General features: G+C 35.2%; 21 protein-coding genes. 10 read left to right on the plus strand and 11 right to left on the minus strand.

Annotated features, from left to right (window positions below; translation table 11 throughout):
* Window positions 1-191: 191 nt before the first annotated feature.
* Together AC3QLY_RS08850 and AC3QLY_RS08855 are read right to left on the minus strand one after the other, a co-directional pair.
* On the minus strand, window positions 192-1,682 hold the full coding sequence (locus tag AC3QLY_RS08850) for a TlpA family protein disulfide reductase (protein WP_218332160.1): 1,491 nt from the start codon (window positions 1,680-1,682) through the stop codon (window positions 192-194).
* An 89-nt stretch (window positions 1,683-1,771) separates the two neighbouring features.
* Entirely contained in the window at window positions 1,772-1,960 is a 189-nt protein-coding gene (locus AC3QLY_RS08855) for a hypothetical protein (RefSeq protein ID WP_074421313.1), read from the minus strand.
* Window positions 1,961-2,226: 266 nt separating this feature from the next.
* Between AC3QLY_RS08855 and AC3QLY_RS08860 the strand changes: the two genes are divergently transcribed.
* The 3 genes from AC3QLY_RS08860 to AC3QLY_RS08870 all read left to right on the plus strand — a co-directional run bounded on the left by AC3QLY_RS08860 (window position 2,227) and on the right by AC3QLY_RS08870 (window position 4,007).
* Entirely contained in the window at window positions 2,227-2,742 is a 516-nt protein-coding gene (locus AC3QLY_RS08860; RefSeq protein WP_492989678.1) for a hypothetical protein, read from the plus strand.
* 447 nt (window positions 2,743-3,189) lie between these two features.
* Window positions 3,190-3,399 carry a hypothetical protein gene (locus tag AC3QLY_RS08865; protein ID WP_492989679.1) on the plus strand — a complete coding sequence of 70 codons (210 nt, stop codon included), beginning with the start codon at window positions 3,190-3,192 and terminating at the stop codon, window positions 3,397-3,399.
* A gap of 74 nt (window positions 3,400-3,473) precedes the next feature.
* Window positions 3,474-4,007 carry a hypothetical protein gene (locus AC3QLY_RS08870; protein ID WP_492989680.1) on the plus strand — a complete coding sequence of 178 codons (534 nt, stop codon included), beginning with the start codon at window positions 3,474-3,476 and terminating at the stop codon, window positions 4,005-4,007.
* Here AC3QLY_RS08870 and AC3QLY_RS08875 read toward each other — a convergent pair.
* A protein-coding gene (locus AC3QLY_RS08875) for an IS5 family transposase (RefSeq protein ID WP_492989681.1) occupies window positions 3,982-4,754 on the minus strand; the annotation gives its coding sequence in 2 pieces (ribosomal slippage) (window positions 3,982-4,418 and window positions 4,418-4,754; 774 coding nt in all). The two genes, AC3QLY_RS08870 and AC3QLY_RS08875, sit on opposite strands and share 26 nt — an antisense overlap.
* Before the next feature lie 171 nt (window positions 4,755-4,925).
* Between AC3QLY_RS08875 and AC3QLY_RS08880 the strand changes: the two genes are divergently transcribed.
* The 7 genes from AC3QLY_RS08880 to AC3QLY_RS08910 all read left to right on the plus strand — a co-directional run bounded on the left by AC3QLY_RS08880 (window position 4,926) and on the right by AC3QLY_RS08910 (window position 11,242).
* The gene (locus AC3QLY_RS08880; protein WP_492989682.1) at window positions 4,926-5,456 is read left to right on the plus strand and encodes a TlpA family protein disulfide reductase; all 531 of its coding nucleotides are present in this window, start codon (window positions 4,926-4,928) and stop codon (window positions 5,454-5,456) included.
* A gap of 499 nt (window positions 5,457-5,955) precedes the next feature.
* Entirely contained in the window at window positions 5,956-6,177 is a 222-nt protein-coding gene (locus AC3QLY_RS08885) for a bacteriocin (protein ID WP_074421322.1), read from the plus strand.
* Window positions 6,178-6,261: 84 nt separating this feature from the next.
* Window positions 6,262-7,743: a TlpA family protein disulfide reductase gene (locus AC3QLY_RS08890; protein WP_492989683.1), complete on the plus strand. Its 1,482-nt coding sequence runs from the start codon at window positions 6,262-6,264 to the stop codon at window positions 7,741-7,743.
* Window positions 7,744-7,987: 244 nt separating this feature from the next.
* The gene (locus AC3QLY_RS08895) at window positions 7,988-8,152 is read left to right on the plus strand and encodes a bacteriocin (RefSeq protein WP_143439263.1); all 165 of its coding nucleotides are present in this window, start codon (window positions 7,988-7,990) and stop codon (window positions 8,150-8,152) included.
* 149 nt (window positions 8,153-8,301) lie between these two features.
* Window positions 8,302-9,642: a TlpA family protein disulfide reductase gene (locus AC3QLY_RS08900; RefSeq protein ID WP_218330627.1), complete on the plus strand. Its 1,341-nt coding sequence runs from the start codon at window positions 8,302-8,304 to the stop codon at window positions 9,640-9,642.
* Window positions 9,643-9,806: 164 nt separating this feature from the next.
* Window positions 9,807-9,974 carry a hypothetical protein gene (locus AC3QLY_RS08905; RefSeq protein WP_287100648.1) on the plus strand — a complete coding sequence of 56 codons (168 nt, stop codon included), beginning with the start codon at window positions 9,807-9,809 and terminating at the stop codon, window positions 9,972-9,974.
* Between the two features lie 44 nt (window positions 9,975-10,018).
* The gene (locus AC3QLY_RS08910) at window positions 10,019-11,242 is read left to right on the plus strand and encodes a TlpA disulfide reductase family protein (RefSeq protein ID WP_074421018.1); all 1,224 of its coding nucleotides are present in this window, start codon (window positions 10,019-10,021) and stop codon (window positions 11,240-11,242) included.
* Window positions 11,243-11,345: 103 nt separating this feature from the next.
* On the opposite strand, the gene AC3QLY_RS08915 is transcribed toward AC3QLY_RS08910, so the two are convergent.
* The 8 genes from AC3QLY_RS08915 to AC3QLY_RS08950 all read right to left on the minus strand — a co-directional run bounded on the left by AC3QLY_RS08915 (window position 11,346) and on the right by AC3QLY_RS08950 (window position 20,594).
* Entirely contained in the window at window positions 11,346-12,896 is a 1,551-nt protein-coding gene (locus AC3QLY_RS08915) for a M28 family peptidase (RefSeq protein WP_492989684.1), read from the minus strand.
* A gap of 150 nt (window positions 12,897-13,046) precedes the next feature.
* On the minus strand, window positions 13,047-13,904 hold the full coding sequence (tatC, locus tag AC3QLY_RS08920) for a twin-arginine translocase subunit TatC (protein WP_074421020.1): 858 nt from the start codon (window positions 13,902-13,904) through the stop codon (window positions 13,047-13,049).
* A 114-nt stretch (window positions 13,905-14,018) separates the two neighbouring features.
* Entirely contained in the window at window positions 14,019-15,290 is a 1,272-nt protein-coding gene (locus AC3QLY_RS08925) for a hemolysin family protein (RefSeq protein WP_074421021.1), read from the minus strand.
* A 110-nt stretch (window positions 15,291-15,400) separates the two neighbouring features.
* Complete coding sequence (bamJ, locus tag AC3QLY_RS08930; RefSeq protein ID WP_228733109.1) at window positions 15,401-16,114, minus strand: BamJ family beta-barrel-assembly machinery protein; 714 nt, start codon at window positions 16,112-16,114, stop codon at window positions 15,401-15,403.
* Between the two features lie 173 nt (window positions 16,115-16,287).
* Window positions 16,288-17,631, minus strand: a complete 1,344-nt coding sequence (argH, locus tag AC3QLY_RS08935; RefSeq protein WP_218330625.1) for an argininosuccinate lyase — start codon at window positions 17,629-17,631, stop codon at window positions 16,288-16,290.
* A gap of 37 nt (window positions 17,632-17,668) precedes the next feature.
* Window positions 17,669-18,790: a M20 family metallo-hydrolase gene (locus AC3QLY_RS08940; protein ID WP_074420483.1), complete on the minus strand. Its 1,122-nt coding sequence runs from the start codon at window positions 18,788-18,790 to the stop codon at window positions 17,669-17,671.
* Between the two features lie 11 nt (window positions 18,791-18,801).
* On the minus strand, window positions 18,802-19,590 hold the full coding sequence (gene argB / locus AC3QLY_RS08945) for an acetylglutamate kinase (RefSeq protein ID WP_074420484.1): 789 nt from the start codon (window positions 19,588-19,590) through the stop codon (window positions 18,802-18,804).
* Window positions 19,590-20,594: a Rossmann-fold NAD(P)-binding domain-containing protein gene (locus tag AC3QLY_RS08950; protein WP_218330624.1), complete on the minus strand. Its 1,005-nt coding sequence runs from the start codon at window positions 20,592-20,594 to the stop codon at window positions 19,590-19,592. The genes argB and AC3QLY_RS08950 overlap by 1 nt, the downstream gene beginning before the upstream one ends.
* Window positions 20,595-20,620: the final 26 nt, after the last annotated feature.

Raw genomic sequence — 20,620 nt, forward strand, 5'->3', positions numbered from 1 at the left:
ATGCTATTCGTATTTTAAAAAATCATCCCGATTTTTCTGAATCTACTTTAGCTTTATATAATGATAAATTAATGTTTTATGAAAAAACTGATTGTCAATAAACCAATAATTTAATTTGTTTGAATTTAAATAATTGTTTCAATTAATAGATTTTTAATTGACAATTGTTGTTATTTGGTAGGATATTCCTTTTACAATAATTCATTCAAAATATTTTCAATTTCTTTTCTTTTTGAAGGACGTGGTAAATTAATTTGTATGGGTTTACCTTTCGGGCTGAATAATAAATAACGTGGTATTGAATTTATACCAAAGTGTAAGGCAAATGCAGACTTAAATTGTTGTTCAAGAAAAAAGTTATTGTCTTTCAAATTTAATTGTTTGCTTTTCTTTTGCCAAGTCGAAGTGGCTCTGTCAAATGAAAGATAAATCCAATTAATTTTATTTTTATATTTTTTGGCTAATTCAATACCATAAGGTAATTCTCTAAGGCATGGAGTACACCACGATGCCCAACAATCAATCAAAACATATTTATTCTTTGAAAATATATTATTGAGTTTTATTGCTTTTCCATTGAATGGTAGTATAAGTGTATTGAGGGCATCATAAAGTGAGTATATTTTTTCATTTTTTTCTTTTTCCTTTTCTTCAAGTATAGTGTTGGTTAAAAATGTTTTATAACTATTATTATTGCTGAATTGCGAAAAATCGTGAACCAAAGAATCGTAACAATCTAATTTAAATTTAAGGCTCCATACTAGAATTTCAACTAAAAAATGATTTTTTATGCTACTATCGATTTGCCTTTCTTTTATATCCTTATATATGTTTTTTAAACCAACATTAGTGGATAGTGCTTCATAATTTGTTTCAAGTTTAGTTTTGTCAACCCAGTAAGATGAAGCTGCTAATTGGGTAAGGTTAGTATTGAAATATAAATAAGGGTCATTAAAATTTGGATTATAGAATGCGCAAACATAAGGATTGGAGGTACTATTTATGTTTTTAGTTAAATATCCGATAGCACTATCGTTTTCAAATAATGTAAAATAAAAAGAAGCATATATTTCAGCCTTTGCTAATTTTTGAATGGTTAATGGGATTGAATTTTTTTCTGAATATAATTTCAAGAACCTATCTCGTTGCTCAAATAATTGCCGGGTCATAACATACAGCGTATCAATATTGTAATTTGCCTGTAATAAACTTATATTCGGCAATCGCATATCTCCACCAATACTTTCTAATGAATCAAAAATGGCATATGAGGCTGCATTTTTGCCTTCATATTGCAGTTGATAATTGTAAAAATGATGAGGTGTATCTACGGGGTTTATTCTTTTTTGGATATGAATAGTTATTGTGTCGCCAGGTATTATAAAAATATAATGCCCAACGCCATCTAATATATATGCGCTACAGGTATCATAACAATCATAGCTACAAGTTGTAGTGCCTATGTTATTATTGTTATTATATTCTAAAATTGTTTTTTTAAAAAAATATTTATCTGGTGATGTCATTAATCCCGAATATGCGGGTTTTAGTATATCAAATGCCATAGAGTCTTTTAATTCCGGTGACAAGTTGTATTGGTACTGAACAATCAATTTTTTTTGTGCATTTGTAATATTTACTCCTAATAATGTAGTCAATAAGAAATAATAAATGTATTTCATTGCCAAAAATTAAATTGTCACATAATATTTAAAATGGGAATATCATTTAATTATCCACTTACTGATATATCAGTAAGTGGATAATGCTTTTATCTACAATCCACGTTAACACAAGCATTATTGGCTAAACAAGCTGAATCTGCTGTACTTTGGCATGTTCCACCGCCGTCAATACAAAGTACCTGAGCTGTTCTTCCGCCAGTAAAAGTCCAAGTGCAAGTCATATAAGTACTCCCACCCAAAATTTTTTTCATTTCATCTTTAGTTAAAGGTTTCATTTTTTTAAGTTTTTAAAATAATTAATTACTTTCCATTTTCTATCGGTAGGAAAGTTTCACCGTTTGAATGGCCATTCATTGCATTATTCATTTATCTTCCGGAGAATTTTTGAATAAATGCAACACAATAATATATGATTTATTTTGAATTGGCAATAGGGGAATCCCTACAATTTACTAAAAATTGAATTTTGTAGGGAATTCCCTACACAAAAAAATTAAGCTATATATATACTATATATACTATATTTACAAAAACATTTTGAATGAAAGTTTTTATTTATCAAGGTCAATCTGATGTAGCAATTTTGGTAAGGCATCACATACAACGTTACTTTCCATCTTTATCTATTGCTTTGTTTAACAACGCGGTACATTTTTTACAGCAACTTCATTTTGCCAAACCGTTGCCCCATTTCATTGTGTTGGGTTTGCCATCCAAAAAAATAGAATCATTAACATTAATAGAATTTATTTGTACACATTATTCGGGCTTACCCGTTTTGCTACTAGTACCTGAAGTGTGCATAAAACAGGTGAAAGATGCGGTAGCCCTCGGTGTTAGCAGTGTGGTAATGTTAAATAGTATACCACAAGAATTACCGAAAGCCATATCAGCTTTATTGAATCATCAACCTTATTTTTCTGAACAATTTGTCATTACTGCCGATGTACGTAAGTTGCTTAGAGAAGAACGTTGGGCAGAGCAATTGAATATGAAAAGCCTGCGTTTAACGGCCACCGAGCGTTCTATTATTAGTTTATTACCCGGGGCACGTTAAGCTATAAAGAAATAGGCCTTATTTTAAACAAATAAGAGAAAACTATAGAAGTATATATACAACGCATATGTAAAAAGCTAAACATAGAAGGAGGTCGAATGGGATTGCTGATTTATTGTATCAGTAGAAAGTTCATTCGAATTGGCGATACTTCTTTTTAAAAAATTGACATACTTTTTTTAACCTGTCCTTTTTTTAAAATTGCAGGGATTTCCCTATACATAATAATCAATATTTTTTTTAAATTTATGCAACACTGTTGTTAAATTCATTGCATTGTAAATGATAATTTAAAAATTTCTTTTAGCATAGCTACCTGAAAGAAAACCGGTTGTAACTAATACTGTATGTGCACAGCAGTATTGCCGGCATCATTACTGTTGTAATGTTATACAGTAGTCAATTAAATTTATTCATTAAAAAATTAAAAATTATGCAAACAAAAAAATGCAGTTAGAAAATTTGACAGGTAAATTATCTAAGGCTGAAGTGAAATTAATTGTTGGTGGTGATTCAGGTACCACTCCATGTTATAGTAACGCCGATTGTACAAATGGTATTGTTATTAAATGCAATGGAAAATCACAGCAAAGTGGTGCCGGCAGATGTTATAATTCCGGAAATGGTATGGTTTGCCATTATAGTGTTGCCTGTTAGATTTTTTTAAAATTTTCAAAGCAATGGGGTCATTTTATAATGGCCTCATTATTTCAATTTTAACAACTTCAATTATGGCTAATAAAATTTTACCATTTTGTCTATTTATTTTTTTAAGTATAGTTGGATGTAAAACCCGGAGTAAACTGCCGGTTGTTCAAGTGCAGGTAAATGCTTCTTATCAACATCCTGTTCAAATATCTATGTGTGATTTCTTTTCTGATCGTTGTGCTTTCAATTTTATTGATACTGCTGGTGTTAAGAAGGTGTTTCATGTAATTCCTGGTCAGCTATTTTCTGTTAATAATGATACCAATTGGCTGTTATTTGATACCGATACCATTACCATTCATAACAAAAACGGATATGCTGATTTTAATACTCAAAATAAAGCAAATAAAAGATATAATGCATTTATAAATGAATGCTATGCAATGAAAGCGCCATTGTATGAAAAGTATACCACTTATTTTTTGCATCATCGAGATAGTATCATAGCTAATGAAAATTTTATTGAGCTATATTTGTCTAAAAATGACAGTTTTTACAGAAAAAAGGTCAATCAATTCATTAGAGCGTATCTCAAAAGTAGTTTCTTAATAATATAACTGTACAAGCTAATTGTACAAATCCGAGAGAATTGGCATCATAGTGATCAAATCTTGTTTGACAACGTCGAAACTGCTGAATCCAGGCAAAGACTCTTTCGATCTTCCACCTGTTTTTGTATCGTCGTAATTCACGTCCATCCTGTGTGGCCTTTTTCACCCGGTTGGTTTTATGTGGAGCGATCATTTTGATGCGGTTCCCTTTAAGTATTTTATCAAGAGGATCACTATCATAAGCCATATCCCCAATCAAGCGTTTAGGCTTTGTTCGCGTAAATCGTTTTGATATCGTTTTTTCAACGAGTTTAATCTCATGGGTACTTGCTTCATGTGTGGAAATGGCGATAGGAAGACCATTACGGTCTGCAATTGCCATGAGCTTCGTACCCTTGCCCCGCTTAGTTTTCCCAACTCCAAAGCCCCTTTTTTAGCCGCTGAAAAGCTGCCGTCAATATAACATTCTGCCAAATCAATCTTTCCCCTAGTTTTTAAATCCACCGCCAGGCGACTTAATATCTGCTCCCATAGCAAACACTTTACCCATTCCTGAAATCGCCGGTGACAGGTCTGATAAGGTGGATATCGATCTGGCAGGTCTTTCCATGGTGCCCCGGTTCTACATATCCATAATATCCCATTTAAAATTGCTCTATCATCTACTCGAGGACGTCCGGCTATCTTTTTGGCCGGAATATTTTTTTCAATCAACCCACAGATCAAGTCCCATTGTTCGTTTGTGATATCCATAAATGTCGTTTCTCTTATAAACGGCAAATTCATTCAATTTATTACAAAAAACATACTTTTGAGATACGCTCTAATAATTATGATTTTACTCAAAAAATTAATGATGATTTGCGGCATTACATATTAGAAATACAAAAATTAACAGATAACTATTATTATTTCACTGAATCTATGCCTATATTGGATAGTTTAGGATTGCTTAATAAGAGATTGAACTATTATATCAATCAAATTAATCGCCAAAAAATTTCCGTCTTCTCCCAAGGTGATATTACTTCATTAATTTCAAACATTGCCAAACAGCTTACCAAAACCTCAATTAGTCGATTAAAAACGGATCATGCAGTTGCTATGTATTATGATGATATTCGACATTATTTTAAGAAGCAGTCTATTTCTTACGATTATCTTGTTGTCTCTTTATTTGTATATGTAAAACGTAAAAAAATACAATTAGACAGGCCTTTGTATAAAAAGCTTAGGAAAGAAACAAAGCAATCAATATTTTTTAAATATATTGACAAAAGTACCCTAACACCAATAACTGAATTGAAAGATTCGAAAAAAAATAAAAATTTATATGATATTCAATTTCATTCAAAAGATTTGACAGATATTTTAGCTCAATATTCTGGTAAGCCTTTACTCATTTATTTTTGGGCTACCTGGTGCCTGCCTTGTTTAAAAAGTTTGCTGAGATAGTTGAGCTAAAAAAGAAGTACCCAGATTTGAATATTGTATATGTATCTGTTGATCAATCCCAGCCCGGTTGGAAATCTTTTTTGTTTGAGCGGAATATGTATGGCTCGAATCAATTTAGAAGAAATTTCGCAAATCAGGACACGATTTTTAAAAAAATTCCTGTCATTCCTAAATACGGGTTATTTAACGGATATGGTAATCTAGAATTATTGGATGAAATAAATGATGCTGTTATTAGCCAGTATTTGTAGAAATTTTCTTTTTAGTTTTAATGTGTTTATTTTCTTTGTTTAGTTGCCTATCCGGCATTGCAGATATGCTGCTTTGTATTTGTTTACTTGCCCCAAACACTCATCTTTATTTAATTTTTTCTTCAAAATTGTAGGGCTTCCCCTACACATACTATTCAAAAATTGTTTATATTTTTAGGTTACCTAAGCGCAAGGGTTGCCTGTGGAGGTGTACAGGTATATTTTTTAACTTTTAAATTTTTTAAAAAATGAAACAATTATCAAAAGAAGAAATGAAACAAATTAAGGGGGGTGTAATCGGTTCGCCTAACCAATCTTTAGGCGGCCAATGTACTTCTACTTGCTGGGATTCTTCTACGGGTGGATCTGAATTAGGTTCTGTTAATGTTGCAAGTTGCGACACTGATTACGATGCTTGTAAAAGCACTTTTCCATCCGCAGTAAAGGCTACCTGTTCTTGTAGTTTATAATTAATAAGGCTACCCAATTTTAATGGGTAGTGTTATTTTTTGAATTAATTCTTTTAAATATCTACCAATAAATATTCATTTTCAATGCGTTTAAAGATTTACAATTTTATCAGTAAACTATTGGTTTTTGTTCTATTTCTTTTTTTTTTAGCTGCAGCAGATGCTCAAATGCAAAATAACCGGTTATACAACCTATATATACAGACTGATTTTTCAAATGCAAATTTTCAGACTAAAACATTAAGTATATCTTATAATAGTTTTTATCCTTTTGTGACACTCAGCAATCAAACCTTTTCTATCGTAAATGATTCTACTAAAAAAATATTTAAGATACAACTACCTTATACCAACATTCAAGTAGCATATAACCCAACTATTAGTGTAAAAGATGGAGACACTGTTTTTTTAGAAATAGATAAAACTCAAAGATTTGTTTTGTCAGACAAAAACCCGGTACGTTATTTTTATTTAAAATATTATGCTGCCCATAATAATAGCGCTCAATCACAATTTATTTTAAGTACTTTAAAAGATACCACGCTTACTTTTAACGAATATCTAAATTTTTCCAATCAAAAATTTCTATTAGATTCTCGTTTTATAGATTCGTTTTTTAATAAAAAAGATGATAATAATTTAAAGCTTTTTAAAAATAATTCAAAATGTGCTTTCATTGATGTATTGTACCAATATTTTGTTAATCATAAATTACCCTTAACCGCTAAAGAAAAAGAAATTTTTAGCACATTTGTTCCTTTCTTAGATAGTATTGAATCTTTAAAATCAGTAGTTCCTTATTATCGAATGGCATTAGATGCAGTGGTGAAAGCCAATGCCAATATTACTGCAGATGGGCTATTCACCAAAAAGCAGTTTAAACAATGTTTTTTTATTGCCAATCAGTTATTTTCTAAAGCTACGTTTCGTGTATTTAGCTTAAACCAATTCAGTAAAATTACTTTTTGGTATAATACCGCCTATTTGCCATTAGTCACCAACATTAGAGACAGTTTATTATATGGTGTCTATCGTGTAGCTAAAGCAGATCAACAAGCCATTATTACTCGTTATAACAATTTTAAAAATGCATATGCTAATATATTGCCTTATAAAAACACTTCGTTAATTAACTATTCTGGGAAACAAATATCCCTTTCGCATTTACTCAAAACCAACAAACCAATTGTTCTTAATTATTGGGCTACCTGGTGTGGGCCATGTTTAGCAGAGATGCCTGCTTTGGATAGTGTGCAAAAAGTATTAAAAGATAAAATTGATCTCTATACAATATCAATTGATAAGGATAAGAAAGTCTGGCAGAATTTTCTTCAACAACGGTCATCTATGCAGGCCTATTCTTATTGTCTTGATAAAATTGACAAGAATCCTTTTTTACAACAATACCAAATAGCTCAAGTACCTCGCTTTATGGTGCTACTTGCCAATGGTGATATTCTTTCTACCAATTTTCCACTCCGAGCCAATCATCCTGAGTTTGTGAATAATTTGAATGAGTTGTTAGCGCGTATTCAGGTATATTATTCTTCAATAAATGAAAATTGATGGTACTAATTAAAAATAAATATAATGGTAAAACCGATCTGATATTTTCTAAAGAATTTATGATGGAAGTAATATTATCTGTGCTTGAAAACTAAAAAAAAATTCTTAATAATTCATTTTCAAAATTGTAGGGCTTCCCCTACACGTAGTATTCAAAAAATGTTTATATTTTTATACTACCTAAGCGCAAGGGTTGCCTGTGCAGGTGTACAGGTATATTTTTAAACATTTAAATTTTACAAAAATGAAACAATTAACAAAAGATGAAATGAAACAAATTAAAGGAGGTACTGATCCTTCTGTTTGTATTTCATGTTGGTATGGACCATTATGTGGCCCAACGAAACAATGTGAAAGAGGAAAATCGGATAAAGAACTGATTTGTAATGGGCGTAGTATAGGTTGTTAAAACTGCTACAGTAACAGAACAAATCATTTTTGTTGATATTCTTAATAGCAGAATAGTATTCTCTTAAGGAAGGACAAAGCTATGCAAATACATATTGTCCTTCCTTTCCAAAAAGTTTAAAGCATACTACCATTCAATAAATTTAATCAATGAAATTCTTTCACATTCTGATAGTTTTATTCCTGTTTACTTCTTGTGGTATAAAAATTCCAGTAGTTAAAAATGAAGCGGATTTTTATAAAAGCCATAATTTAATTATAATGGGAAATGACGGTCAGTTAAATAAACACGATTCTTTATATGCTAAATACAAAGGTTGTAAATCATTTACTGTTTGTAAATTTTATTTCAATCGGCCACAAAGGTATTACAATGAATGGCTATCTGGAAAGATTAGTACAATTGCCTACGATTCAATCAAAGAAAAATTGTCACATGATGAACTTTTGTGTATTTGTCAAGATACCAACACGACTACTACTATTAAAATATTTTTAGGAAAGCTTTCCAATGACCAGTATTTCATTGTACCCGATAGTAATAATGATGGTAGTTTTTTCAATGATTCTGCTATTGTATTAACAAATATGAATGTTCAACCAAATGAAAAACATCATAGAATTACATTCATTAATGTATCAGGTTGTTATAACAACCAGCTTTTGCATTTTAAATTTGAAGCATCGGTAAAAGTTAGTCCTACAACGCAAATTCAATATAGTACAATTGAGCTTTCCGATACAAAAAGTTACATCGGTAACAAGAAAATTAATGGGAATAGTTATTCATTCCAGTTAATTGAATTTGTCCCTTTTAGTTTTAGTCAATTAGTGTTGCAAAAATATTTGTATAGCATAAGACTTGTAGATATCAGCCAAAAAATGGTTAGTAATGTACGGTTATTTTCAGATACTATATGTTTAAATAAAAAAAACTATGTTTTCAAGCAAAAGAAACCTGAGGATGGATATGTTAAGTTAAAGCGTGTAAATTCTGCTACCTCAATAGATATGAAATGGAAAATAACCAATCCAACAAAAAAAATATTGAATAACCAGCAAATAGATTTGCTTAGAAGCATCACCGGTTTGTCTTTGAATCATAAAATTATTTTTGCCAATTTTTGGTTTGCCAACTGTCCACCATGCATTGCTGAGTTTCCAGCGTTAAATAATTTGTATGATAGTTTAAAGCAACATTCTGATATTATTTTTTTATCTTTTGCTATGGAGAATCAGGACACGATTAATATTTTTAAAAAACGTTATCAAATTCGTTTCCCAGTTTATTCAATCTCTTCTGAGCAAAATGATTTTTTACAAGGTGCGCCAATTTTTCCTGCAAATATAATATGGACAGAAAAATGGGAACAGGCATATATTCGACGTGGTGGTTCTCAAGATATCTTGGAGGCAAAAGAATTTTTTCAAAATTCTGTATTACCATTATTAATTCAACTAGAGACAAAAAAATATATTCATATAAAATAAAATACTACATATACTGTATATGCTATTTAAAAATGAGTTACTTTCTATTACCTAAGCGCAAGGGTTGCCTGTGCAGGTGTACAGGTATATTTTTAAACTTTTAAATTTTACAAAAATGAAACAATTAACTAAAGAAGAAATGAAACAAATTAAAGGTGGTAGTGATGATTGTAATCAAGAATGCCCTGCAGGAAGTGGGCCGGGTACAACTTGCACAACTATTGCGGGCACTTCAGGTACATGCACAAGAACTTTATGTAATACGCAATCGCTACCTTATTATTATTATGCATGTTCCTAAAATTTTAAGCACCTATTTAATAGGTGCTTAATTTATTTTTTGTTTTCTATATTTTTATTTTATTTATAAAAAAATATGCGAAAGTCAATTTTCTTCTTTTCCCCCTTTCTTCTTTTATTCTCTTTTCCTTGCCTATTCGCCCAACAGGGTGCCTGTAAATCTTTTACCTTACAAGGTACTACACAATGGCCAAATGGTACAACGATTTACCTGCAATATGCGGCAACTCTTACAAAATTTGTAACAGACAGTTGTAAAGTGGTTAACCAAAGTTTTTATTTTAAAGGCTGCATTGCAGAACCGGTAATGGCTTCCTGTTCTATTGGGCCGGTAATGAATGCTATAGCCAGTAATGAGTATTGTGATATTTTCTTATCGCCTGCAACCATGCACCTAACACTTCCTAAGAATAATGTATATTACAATGCACACTTAACAGGTTCTGAAGAAGACAGTATTTTTAATGCGTACAGACGTATTGAAGCACGCTATAAGGCCTTGCTAAAACCATTGCGTGATAGTATACTTTTTTATCAGCAAATTATTCAAAAAGCTGCGCATGAAAATAATACTTCGCTAATTGCTGTATATCGGTCATTGCTACAACAGCTTCAGGAAAGGGTACATCTGTTTAATCGCAGTGAAAAAACGGATGATTCATTGTTTATTTTACAACATCCATTTTCTTATTTTATATTAAGTTGGTTAGCGTCTGCCAAAAATGATTGGATGCCCCTTGCTACTATAGAAAAAATGTATGCCTCTTTTCCTGATGATTTAAAGAAGAGTAAGAATGGTAAGATGATTGCGCAATATATTGCCAATGAAAAAAAATTTGCAGTAGGAAATACTGTGCCCGATTTTACCATAACAGATGTAAAAGGTAATACCATACATTTGGCAGCATACAAACAGCAGCAATATGTTTTATTGGAGTTCGGTGCCTCTTATTGCCTGCCATGCCGGCAAATAGAACCGTATCTCAAAAATATAGATTCACTATATCGGAATCATTTAGCTATTATAAGTATTTCTACTGAAGAAAGTGCTGCAGACTGGCACCGTTGGGTAGAACATGCCAACCTGCCTTGGATTCAAATATTTGATCAGCCGGTGATTAAAAAAGATGGAGGGCAATTACAAAAAATTGGGGATGCCTATCAAATAGTAACAATTCCATCTATGCTGCTATTAGATAAACAAGGTTGTATTGTAGCGAAATATGGTGGCTACTATACTTCTCCCATTGCTTATATTCCTGCATTAAAACAGCAGCTACATGCTATTTTTGAGTATTAAATATTTCTATTACTACGATTCAGTTTTATAATCCATATTCCCTAATTAAAAAACCCCCATACCAAACGGTATGGGGTTGCTGTAAATAATGGAATATTGCGCATTATCGGGCATTGGGCATATTCAATGGTTTATCGCGTACCAACATATTATCGCGGTTGGCCATTTCCCAGGCTGTGTAAAATATCATCTGGGCTCTTTTACTCATCAGTTCAAAATTAATTTTATCAACTGTATCGGTTGGCTTGTGGTAATCGGCTAACAACATGCCATCATAAAAAAATAGAATGGGTACACCTTTCTTGGCAAAATTATAATGATCGCTGCGGTAGTAAATACGATTAGGATCCTGTGGATAGTCGTACTTGTAATCTAAATTCAAGCCTACATATTTTTTATTGACGGCTTCATTAATAATGGGTAATTCGCTGCTTAATTTATCGTGCCCAATTACATATACATAGTTTAATGAATCGGCTGTTTTACGTTCGGTATCTAATCGGCCTATCATATCTGTATTCAAATCAACAGAGGTTTTATCTAATGGGAAGATGGGATGTTCTGAATAGTATTCACTACCCCATAAACCTTTTTCTTCACCACTAACCGTCATAAATACAATGGTGCGGTGTGGTTTATAGCCTTCTTTAGCTGCGGCGCTAAAAGCTTCTGCCATTTGTAGTACAGCGGTTGTTCCAGAACCATCATCATCGGCACCATAATATATTTTGCCATCATGTTTTCCTAAGTGGTCATAATGAGCGGTTAAAAATACATATTCCTCTTTTTTATCGGTGCCGGGTAAAATGGCAATTACATTGCTGCTTTGTAATTCATTAGTTTTTTTGCGTAGGGTAATTTGCACATCTGCATAATAGGTGCCCGGATTTATATCTGCCAATTGTTGCCAGCTTAATGTGGCGGTTCTGCCCAATAACGCAGAAGTCATTGCCGTAGAAATGGTGGCATTGATAAAGGGTTTTCCTTCATTGGGTTTCAGGTACATATTGCCCATTTTAGAAACAGGCTTTTCTCTTGGGTATTCATTAGAAACCAATAAAATGCCGGCTGCACCTAAACGGCGGACTGCCATTACTTTTGCATACATACCAAATGGACTGAAACGATTGTTGGGAACTTTGATTTTTTCCATTAAGTCTTTAGGTCCGCCTTCTAATACAATCACTAATTTACCGGCAACATCTAAACCTTTGTATTCGTTAATGTTGGCATTTTCATCTACAATGCCATATCCGGCAAAAACAGTGTTCTGATAATTAAACTGACCATCTTGCAACGCATTGATAGAAAAATTATAATCTTTATCCCATGCATAGTTTACGCCATTAATACGAAACTGTTCATCGGTTAATTCATCCTGATAAACGGGGAAGTATTGCTGATAGCTGTTGCCATTGCCTGGCTTTAATCCAAATTTTTTAAATTCTGATTCAATGTAAGCAGCAGCTTTCTTTTGGCCGGGAGTAGCGGTTTCGCGGCCCTCCATTTCATCGCTGGCTAAAATGGTTAATTTTTCTTTTAAAGCTGTAGGATTAATGAGTTGTGCAAATTTTTGTGCAGCATCCTCACCGGTTTGTGCCTGTAACTGCCAGGTGGCAAACAGCGCAACAAAGAGTAACATTTTCTTCATCATGTGCATTGGTTTAAGTAAAAAATAATTCATGGTTAATATGCAAAATAGTGTCTATTCCGGCATATTGACCATTTTAAAAAATACGTATCGAAAATAAGAAGGAGCGGCAAGTAAATTGAAAAGAATTACACTAATGGTAGGGTTCTCCCATTATCCCCATTCTTCTTTTTCTTTCTTTTGCTCATCTTTATACACTTTAGCGGCCACCAGAATACTCAATTCGTACAGCGACATTAAGGGTACAAACACAATCATCATACTCATCCAGTCGGGACTGGGCGTAATGAATGCAGCAATGGTGAGCAAAATAACAATGGCATAACGCCTGCTGCGGCGCATGAACATGGGGGTTAATAAACCAATACGGGTGAGTACAAAGGTTACCACAGGCAACTCAAAGGCCAGTCCACAACCCAGAATAATATTAGTTAAGTTCTCTAAATAATCGGTAAGGGTAGGCCGGGTTTCTAACATAGAAAGCGTGCCTAATTTAAAATTGGCTAAGAAGTTAAAGGTATAGGGGCCTAATAAAAAGAAGCCGAATGCAGCACCCAGAAAAAAGAAAAACGAAACCCAAAAAATAGCAAAGCGGGTATTCTTCAATTCTTTGGGGGTTAATGCCGGTTTAATAAAACGCCATAATTCCCAAAATACATAAGGAGCCGATACGATAGCGCCCATAGTAAAAGCTAATGTAATACTGCCCAGAAACTGACCGCCGAAACTGGTAGTTTGCATGTTTACCTGAACGGGTGGTAGGGTTAATCCATCGCCCATACCCAACCAATGGCTTATTTTGTATAAAGCACGATAGGTAATAAAATTGGGATTGATGGGACCGGTAATAATATTATCGAATACCCAGTTACGGTAAATAAAAATAACAATACTGGTTATAAATATCACCAAAACACTGCGGATGATATGCATCCGTAAAGCATCCAGATGATCAATAAAGGTCATCTCAACGGTTTCGGCGGTTCCATTTTTTTTACGAAAATTTGCCATTGATCCTGCAACATTCAATTAGGGCACAAAGTTAATGGGATGAAGTTAGCAAAAAACGAAAAATATGTATTTAACAAAATAAACCTTGTAACCTTCTACCAACAGGGGTATTGCTTATTCTAATATTTTTAATTTTACCATATCAATGCGGGTTTCACTCACATTCAATATATCAAACTGGTAAGGACCGATGATGATTTTTTCTTTGGGCTTGGGAATGGTGGTATGCTGGTTAATAATAAATCCACTCAGTGTTTCTGATTCTTCATCATTAAATTCCAAATGGTATTTTTCGTTCAGATAGTCCAATTCCAGCCGGCCGCTGAACAAAAATTCTTTTTCGGCTATTTGTTTTTCCACCAAATCTTCGGTGTCGTATTCATCTTTAATTTCTCCAAAAATTTCTTCCAATAAATCTTCTAATGTAACAATACCTGCCGTGCCGCCAAATTCATCTACCACCCAGGCAATGGTTTTGCGTTCTTTGGTGAATTTGTTGATTAAATCGGTGGCGCTCATGGTTTCAGGAACGGCTGGTATTGGCAACAAAATATCTTTAATGGCAGCGGGTTTTTTAAACAAGTCTAACTGATGAATATAGCCCAAAATATTATCGATGGTATCTTCATATACAATCAGCTTGCTGAGTTTGGTTTGTATGTAGCGTTCGCGTACTTCCTCTAAGGTTGCGGTGATTTCAACTGCTTCAATTTCGGTTCGGGGTACTAAGCACTGGCGTATTTTAACCATGGGTAAGCTCAATGCGTTTTCAAACAACTCATTGTTTACCTCTGCATTTTCTTCATCGGTATCTTTATTTTGTTGGTATAAATGCTCCAAATCTATTTTACTGAATACCTCACTTTTATCTTTCACCGGCACATTAAAAATGTATTTTAAAATCCATTGTGAAATGCCTACAAAAAATACGGCCAATGGTTGAAAAATATTGTGGAAGAATTTTGCCAAAGGTGCAAAAACAATCAATAAACTGTCGTTCCTGGCACGAAAAATGGCTTTAGGTATAAATTCACCAAAAATTAATACAATCAGAGTAGAGAGCAGGGTATTGAAAATCAATTTCAAATAGCTATTTTCAATATCGAAAAAGCGTTTAAAGAAATTCCAGATACTGGAGTTGAGTAATTCATCAAACAACAAGCCATAGGCCACCAAAAAAACATTCACACCAATCAGGCAGGTGCCTATAAATTGTGTGGGCTTATCTAAAAATTTACCTACAATAATGCCACCGCTGCGGCCCTGCTTTTTCTTTAATTCAATGCTTAAACGATTGGCACTTAAAAAAGCAATTTCATAACCGGCAAAAAAACCGATGAACAGTAGTGTAACAATTAGCCAAATAAAGGTGTACAATTGATCCATACCATACGAAAGTAATAAATCTTAATGATATGTACCACATGCCATCAACTGCAACCTACGCTAATAGCTTTTAAGATTGCTTTTATGTAATTTTTAGGGGGTGATGTCCATTATTTTTGAACACCCAACAGTTCTACCGTAAAAACCAAGGTAGCGCCGGGGCCAATTTTTTCGCCTGCTCCTTTGTTGCCATAAGCCAAATCGGAGGGAAGGTAAATTTTCCACTTGCTGCCTATGGTCATTAATTGCAGGGCTTCCTGCCAGCCTTTTATCACGCCATTCAATGGAAAGGTTACTGGCTCGCCTCTATCAACCGAACTATCAAATACTGTTCCGTCAATAAGTGTACCGTGGTAATGGCAGGTTACTTTATCGGCTAAGGTGGGTTTTATGGTATCGGTACCGGCTTTCAGTACTTCATATTCCAATCCATCGGGCAGGGTAACTACACCAGGACGTTTGCCATTGGCTTCCAGAAATTTTTTGCCGGCTGCTATATTGGCCTGAGTTCTCAGCTCATGCATTTTGGCTGCATAAGCAGTAATGATATTCATTACCTGCGCATCGGTTAGTTGCACTTTTTTCTTTTCGGTAATTTCTTTTAAGCCTTTCAAAAATAATTCGGTATTGATATTGGATAGGTTTTGTGCTTCTAACGATTGCCCCACACTAATACCCAATGCATAACTGGCTGAGTCTTTTTCTGTTTTGAGTAGAAGGGTATTAGGATGTGTCGTGCTGTGCGTTGGCATGGGCTTTTTGATTTGTGCATGCAATGCTGGGCTGCCTAATAAAATAGCGATAGGAAGGAATAATTTAGTCATATACTTAGCTTAATAGGATGTGTTGATAATGTACAATCTGTATAACTTTCATCGGTTGTTTTTTGAACAACAATTTTTATTTCGTAAGCAATGATAAGCAACAAATTTGAATGGAAATACAGGATGCCGGTTTTTTATAGGTTGGCAATGCTGTTTTTAACAGATTTCTGTCATCATCCTTTGGCATCGGCCAGCAATTGAGCAATAGCCTGTGCTGCTTTTTCAAAACCAAATCCGGCTATTACGGTATCCATTTGGTGTTGTATTTGCGGGTTACACAAATTACCTATACTGCCTTCATGGGTATGGTGCAATTGGGTGCTGTAGGTAAATTGCCCGGCTTCAATTTGCCGGCCAATTTGTTGATAGGCTTCGCGAAAAGGTACGCCCTGTAATACTAATTTGTTTACTTCTTCCACACTAAATAGATAGCGGTATTTTTCATCGGCAATAATATGCTCCTTAATGTGTATATTTTCTAGCATCAGCGTAGCCATTTGCAGGCATTGACGTACAATGCTAAAGGCAGGAAACAAATGTTCTTTTAATAATTGCAAATCGCGATGATAGCCTGATGGCAAATTGGTGGTTTGCAAGGTAATTTCATTCGGCAATGCTTTGATACGATTACAATGCGAACGAATGAGTTCAAATACATCCGGATTTTTTTTATGCGGCATAATGCTGCTGCCGGTTGTTAACTCAGCCGGGAAAGATACAAAATCGAAATTCTGGTTCAGGTACAGGCACATGTCCATACTTAAACGAGCTAAGGTGTCAGCTACATTGGCCAAAGCTTGTGCGGTGATGCGTTCTGCCTTACCCCTACCCATTTGTGCATAAACTACATTGTAATTCAAATCATCAAAGCCTAATAAATTGGTGGTCAATGTACGGTTAATGGGGAAAGATGAACCATAACCCGCTGCACTGCCTAAGGGATTTTTATTGACCACTTTATACGCCGATTGCAGTGTAATACAATCATCCACCAAACTTTCGGCATAAGCGCCAAACCATAACCCAAAAGAAGAGGGCATGGCCAATTGCAAATGCGTGTAGCCGGGCAGTAAATGGTTTTTGAACCGCTCGCTTTGTTGTTGCAGTAGGGAAAAAAATAGCTGTATGGCCCTAACGGTATCGGTAATTTCGTGGCGTAAAAACAATTTAATGTCTACCAACACCTGATCGTTTCTGCTGCGGGCACTGTGTATTTTTTTGCCTACTTCGCCTAATTTTTCGGTAAGCAAAATTTCAATTTGTGAATGTATGTCTTCCACATCATCTGCTAACTGAAATTGGCCGGCTTCAATGGTAGTATAAATATGAAGCAGTTCTTTTTTCAATAATCGGGCTTCTGATGTTTCCAATAATCCCACGGATGCCAGCATGGTAATATGTGCCATTGAACCCAATACATCAAAGGATGCCAGGTACATGTCCATAGCCCTATCGTTGCCTACAGTAAACTGTTCTACTGCCTGTAATGCACCGCTATCTTTTTGCCAGAGTTTCATGATGTTGTATATACGTGGTTAAAAAATAAATCAGTTTTTATTGTTTTACCGGCTGCTTTTTTTCGGAAACAGGTAGTAATACTTTGTTCAATAGTTCAATGTATAATGCAATACCGTTGGTAATCTCATCCGTAAAAATAAACTCATCCGCACTATGGCTTCTGGCGCTGTCGCCCGGCCCCATTTTCAACGTAGGGAAGGGCATCAATGCTTTATCGCTGGTAGTGGGCGATCCGTAACAGGTTCTGCCTAAACTAAGTCCTGCTTGTATCAGCGGATGTTCCATTGCAATGGAGGTAGAACGTAAACGGCAGCTTCTTGGCTGAAACTGACTTTGTATGTTTTGTTGAATTACCGCCAGTATTTCTTCAAAAGTATACAATTCATTTACCCGAATATCTACTACAAACTGGCATTGTGCCGGCACTACATTGTGCTGTTTATTATCGGTTTGAATAACGGTAACACTCATTTTAACAGGCCCTAATAAATCGCTCACTTTCTCAAACCGGTATTGTGTAAACCATTCAATATCTTTCATGGCTTTTAATATGGCATTATCGCCTTCTTCTCTGGCTGCATGGCCGGGTTTGCCTTGTGCCGTGCAATCAATAACCAGTAAACCTTTTTCAGCCAGGGCCATATTCATTAAAGTAGGTTCGCCTACAATGCCGCAATCTATTTTAGGTAGGCGGGGTAACAATATTTCTACGCCATTGCTGCCTGAAATTTCTTCTTCTGCCGTTGCGGCCATAATGAGGTTATAAGCCAGATTTTCCTGCTGGTAAAAATGTAAAAAAACAGCCATTAAAGAAACTAAGCATCCGCCGGCATCATTACTGCCTAAGCCGTATAATTTACCATCTTTTTCAATAGGTTCAAATGGAGGCAGGGTATAGGCTTTATTGGGTTTTACCGTATCGTGGTGTGAGTTTAAGAGGATAGTGGGTTTATCGGGATTAAAGTATTTGTTTTTTGCCCAGATATTATTTAAGAACTGATGGGTAGTTACCCCTTTGCTTTCTAAGAATGTTTGAATTAATTCTGCTGTTTCCTCCTCTTCTTTGCTGAAGGAAGGGGTAGCAATTAATTTTTTTAAAAGCCGGGTTGCATCTTTTGCTAAATATGCTACCGTTGTAACCGATTCGTTTGACTGCATAAAGAATTTTTTTATGTTCCCGAAGTAAGGGTGGTACCGGAAGTACCCTTCAATAGTTCGGATAATACGTTTGCTTTGCCAATTATAACACGCTGCACCCCCTTTTGCAATGCGGTAAACGCATTCTCTAATTTGGGCAGCATGCCATCTGCAATAATTCCCTGTGCTTTCAGTTGTGCATATATTTGGGGCGTGATCAATGGAACCACCGATGTATCATCGTTTACATCCATTAATACGCCAGCTTTTTCAAACAGATAAATTAACGATACTGCATAGTGTGGTGCCAGCGCTGTTGCTATTTCCTGCGCAATGGTATCGGCATTGGTATTCAGTAAATGCCCATTGCCGTTATGGGTAATAGGCGCTACTACCACACTGCTATTGTTGTTGAGCAATTGTTGTAATAATGCGGTGTTAATACCATCTACATCGCCCACAAAACCATAATCAATAGTTGGGTGTATGCGTTGGTGGGCTTGTATTAAATTGCCATCGGCGCCGGTTAAACCTATTGCATTACATTGAAAAGATTGCAATTGGGCTACTATATTTTTGTTTATGTAGCCGGCATACACCATGGTAACAGTTTTAAGCGTTTCTGCATCCGTAATTCTGCGTCCGCCCACCATTTGTTGTGGTATTTGTAATTGTGCTGCCATGCGGGTAGCCAGTTTACCGCCGCCATGAATCAATATTTTTTTTCCTGGTATTTCGGCAAAGGCCTGCAGGAAAGCAGCGAGTTGCTGTTCGTCATCAATAATATTGCCGCCTACTTTTAAAATAAATACCTGTTCCATTAGCCTTGTTTCAGGGTTTGTAAAATATTGGTCAATACTGCCTGCGCGGCCCATACGCGGTTACCTGCCTCTGTCGTTACCAGGCTGTTGGGGCCATCTAATATTTCATCACTCAATTCCACATTTCTTCTAACCGGCAGGCAATGCATTACTTTGGCATTATTGGTAAGTGCCAGCCTTTCATTGGTCAACATCCAGGCCGGGTCGTTTTCATATATTTTGCCATAGTCGTGGTAGGTGCTCCAGTTTTTTACATATACATAATCGGCATCTTGTAATGCTTCTGTTTGGTTATGCGTAATGGTGGCACCGTTGGTAAATTGGGTATCTAAGGCATAATCTTCCGGATGCGTAATTACAAAATCGGCCTCACCCCAGGCATTAACCCATTGTGCAAAGCTATTGGCTACACATTGCGGTAAGGGTTTTACATGCGGTGCCCAGGTAAGTACTACTTTTGGTTTTTTTTGTGCGGTACCGGATTTACGCAGTAAATCTTCCTGTATGGTAATAATATCGGTGAGCGATTGTAAGGGGTGTAGGGTAGCGCTTTCTAAACTAATAACCGGTACATTGGCGTAGCGAATAAACTGGTTGATGTATAATTCGCTGTAATCATCTTCCCGGTTTTTTAATGAGGGAAAGGTACGTATGGCCAACACATCAAAATAGCTGCCCAAAATGGGGGCAGCATCTTTAATATGTTCAACCGTATTGCCACTCATAATGGCACCTTCTTCAAACTCTAATGCCCATCCTTCTTTGTCTACATTAAACACAATGCTTTCCATACCCAAATTAGCGGCGGCTACCTGTGTGCTTAAACGGGTACGTAAGCTGGGGTTAAGAAACAACATACCTATACGTAAGTTTTTACCTAAATGTTGATCTTTTAACGGATGGGCTTTATAAGCCAATGCCGCTGCTACCATGTTGTTGATGGCAGTGCCGGTATGTTGCATCTCCGGCGTTAATACATCATATACATTGATAAACTGTTTCATGTAATATAGTTGAAAGGGTATGATGG

Source organism: Hydrotalea sp. GW822-HT8A01, from assembly GCF_058798575.1.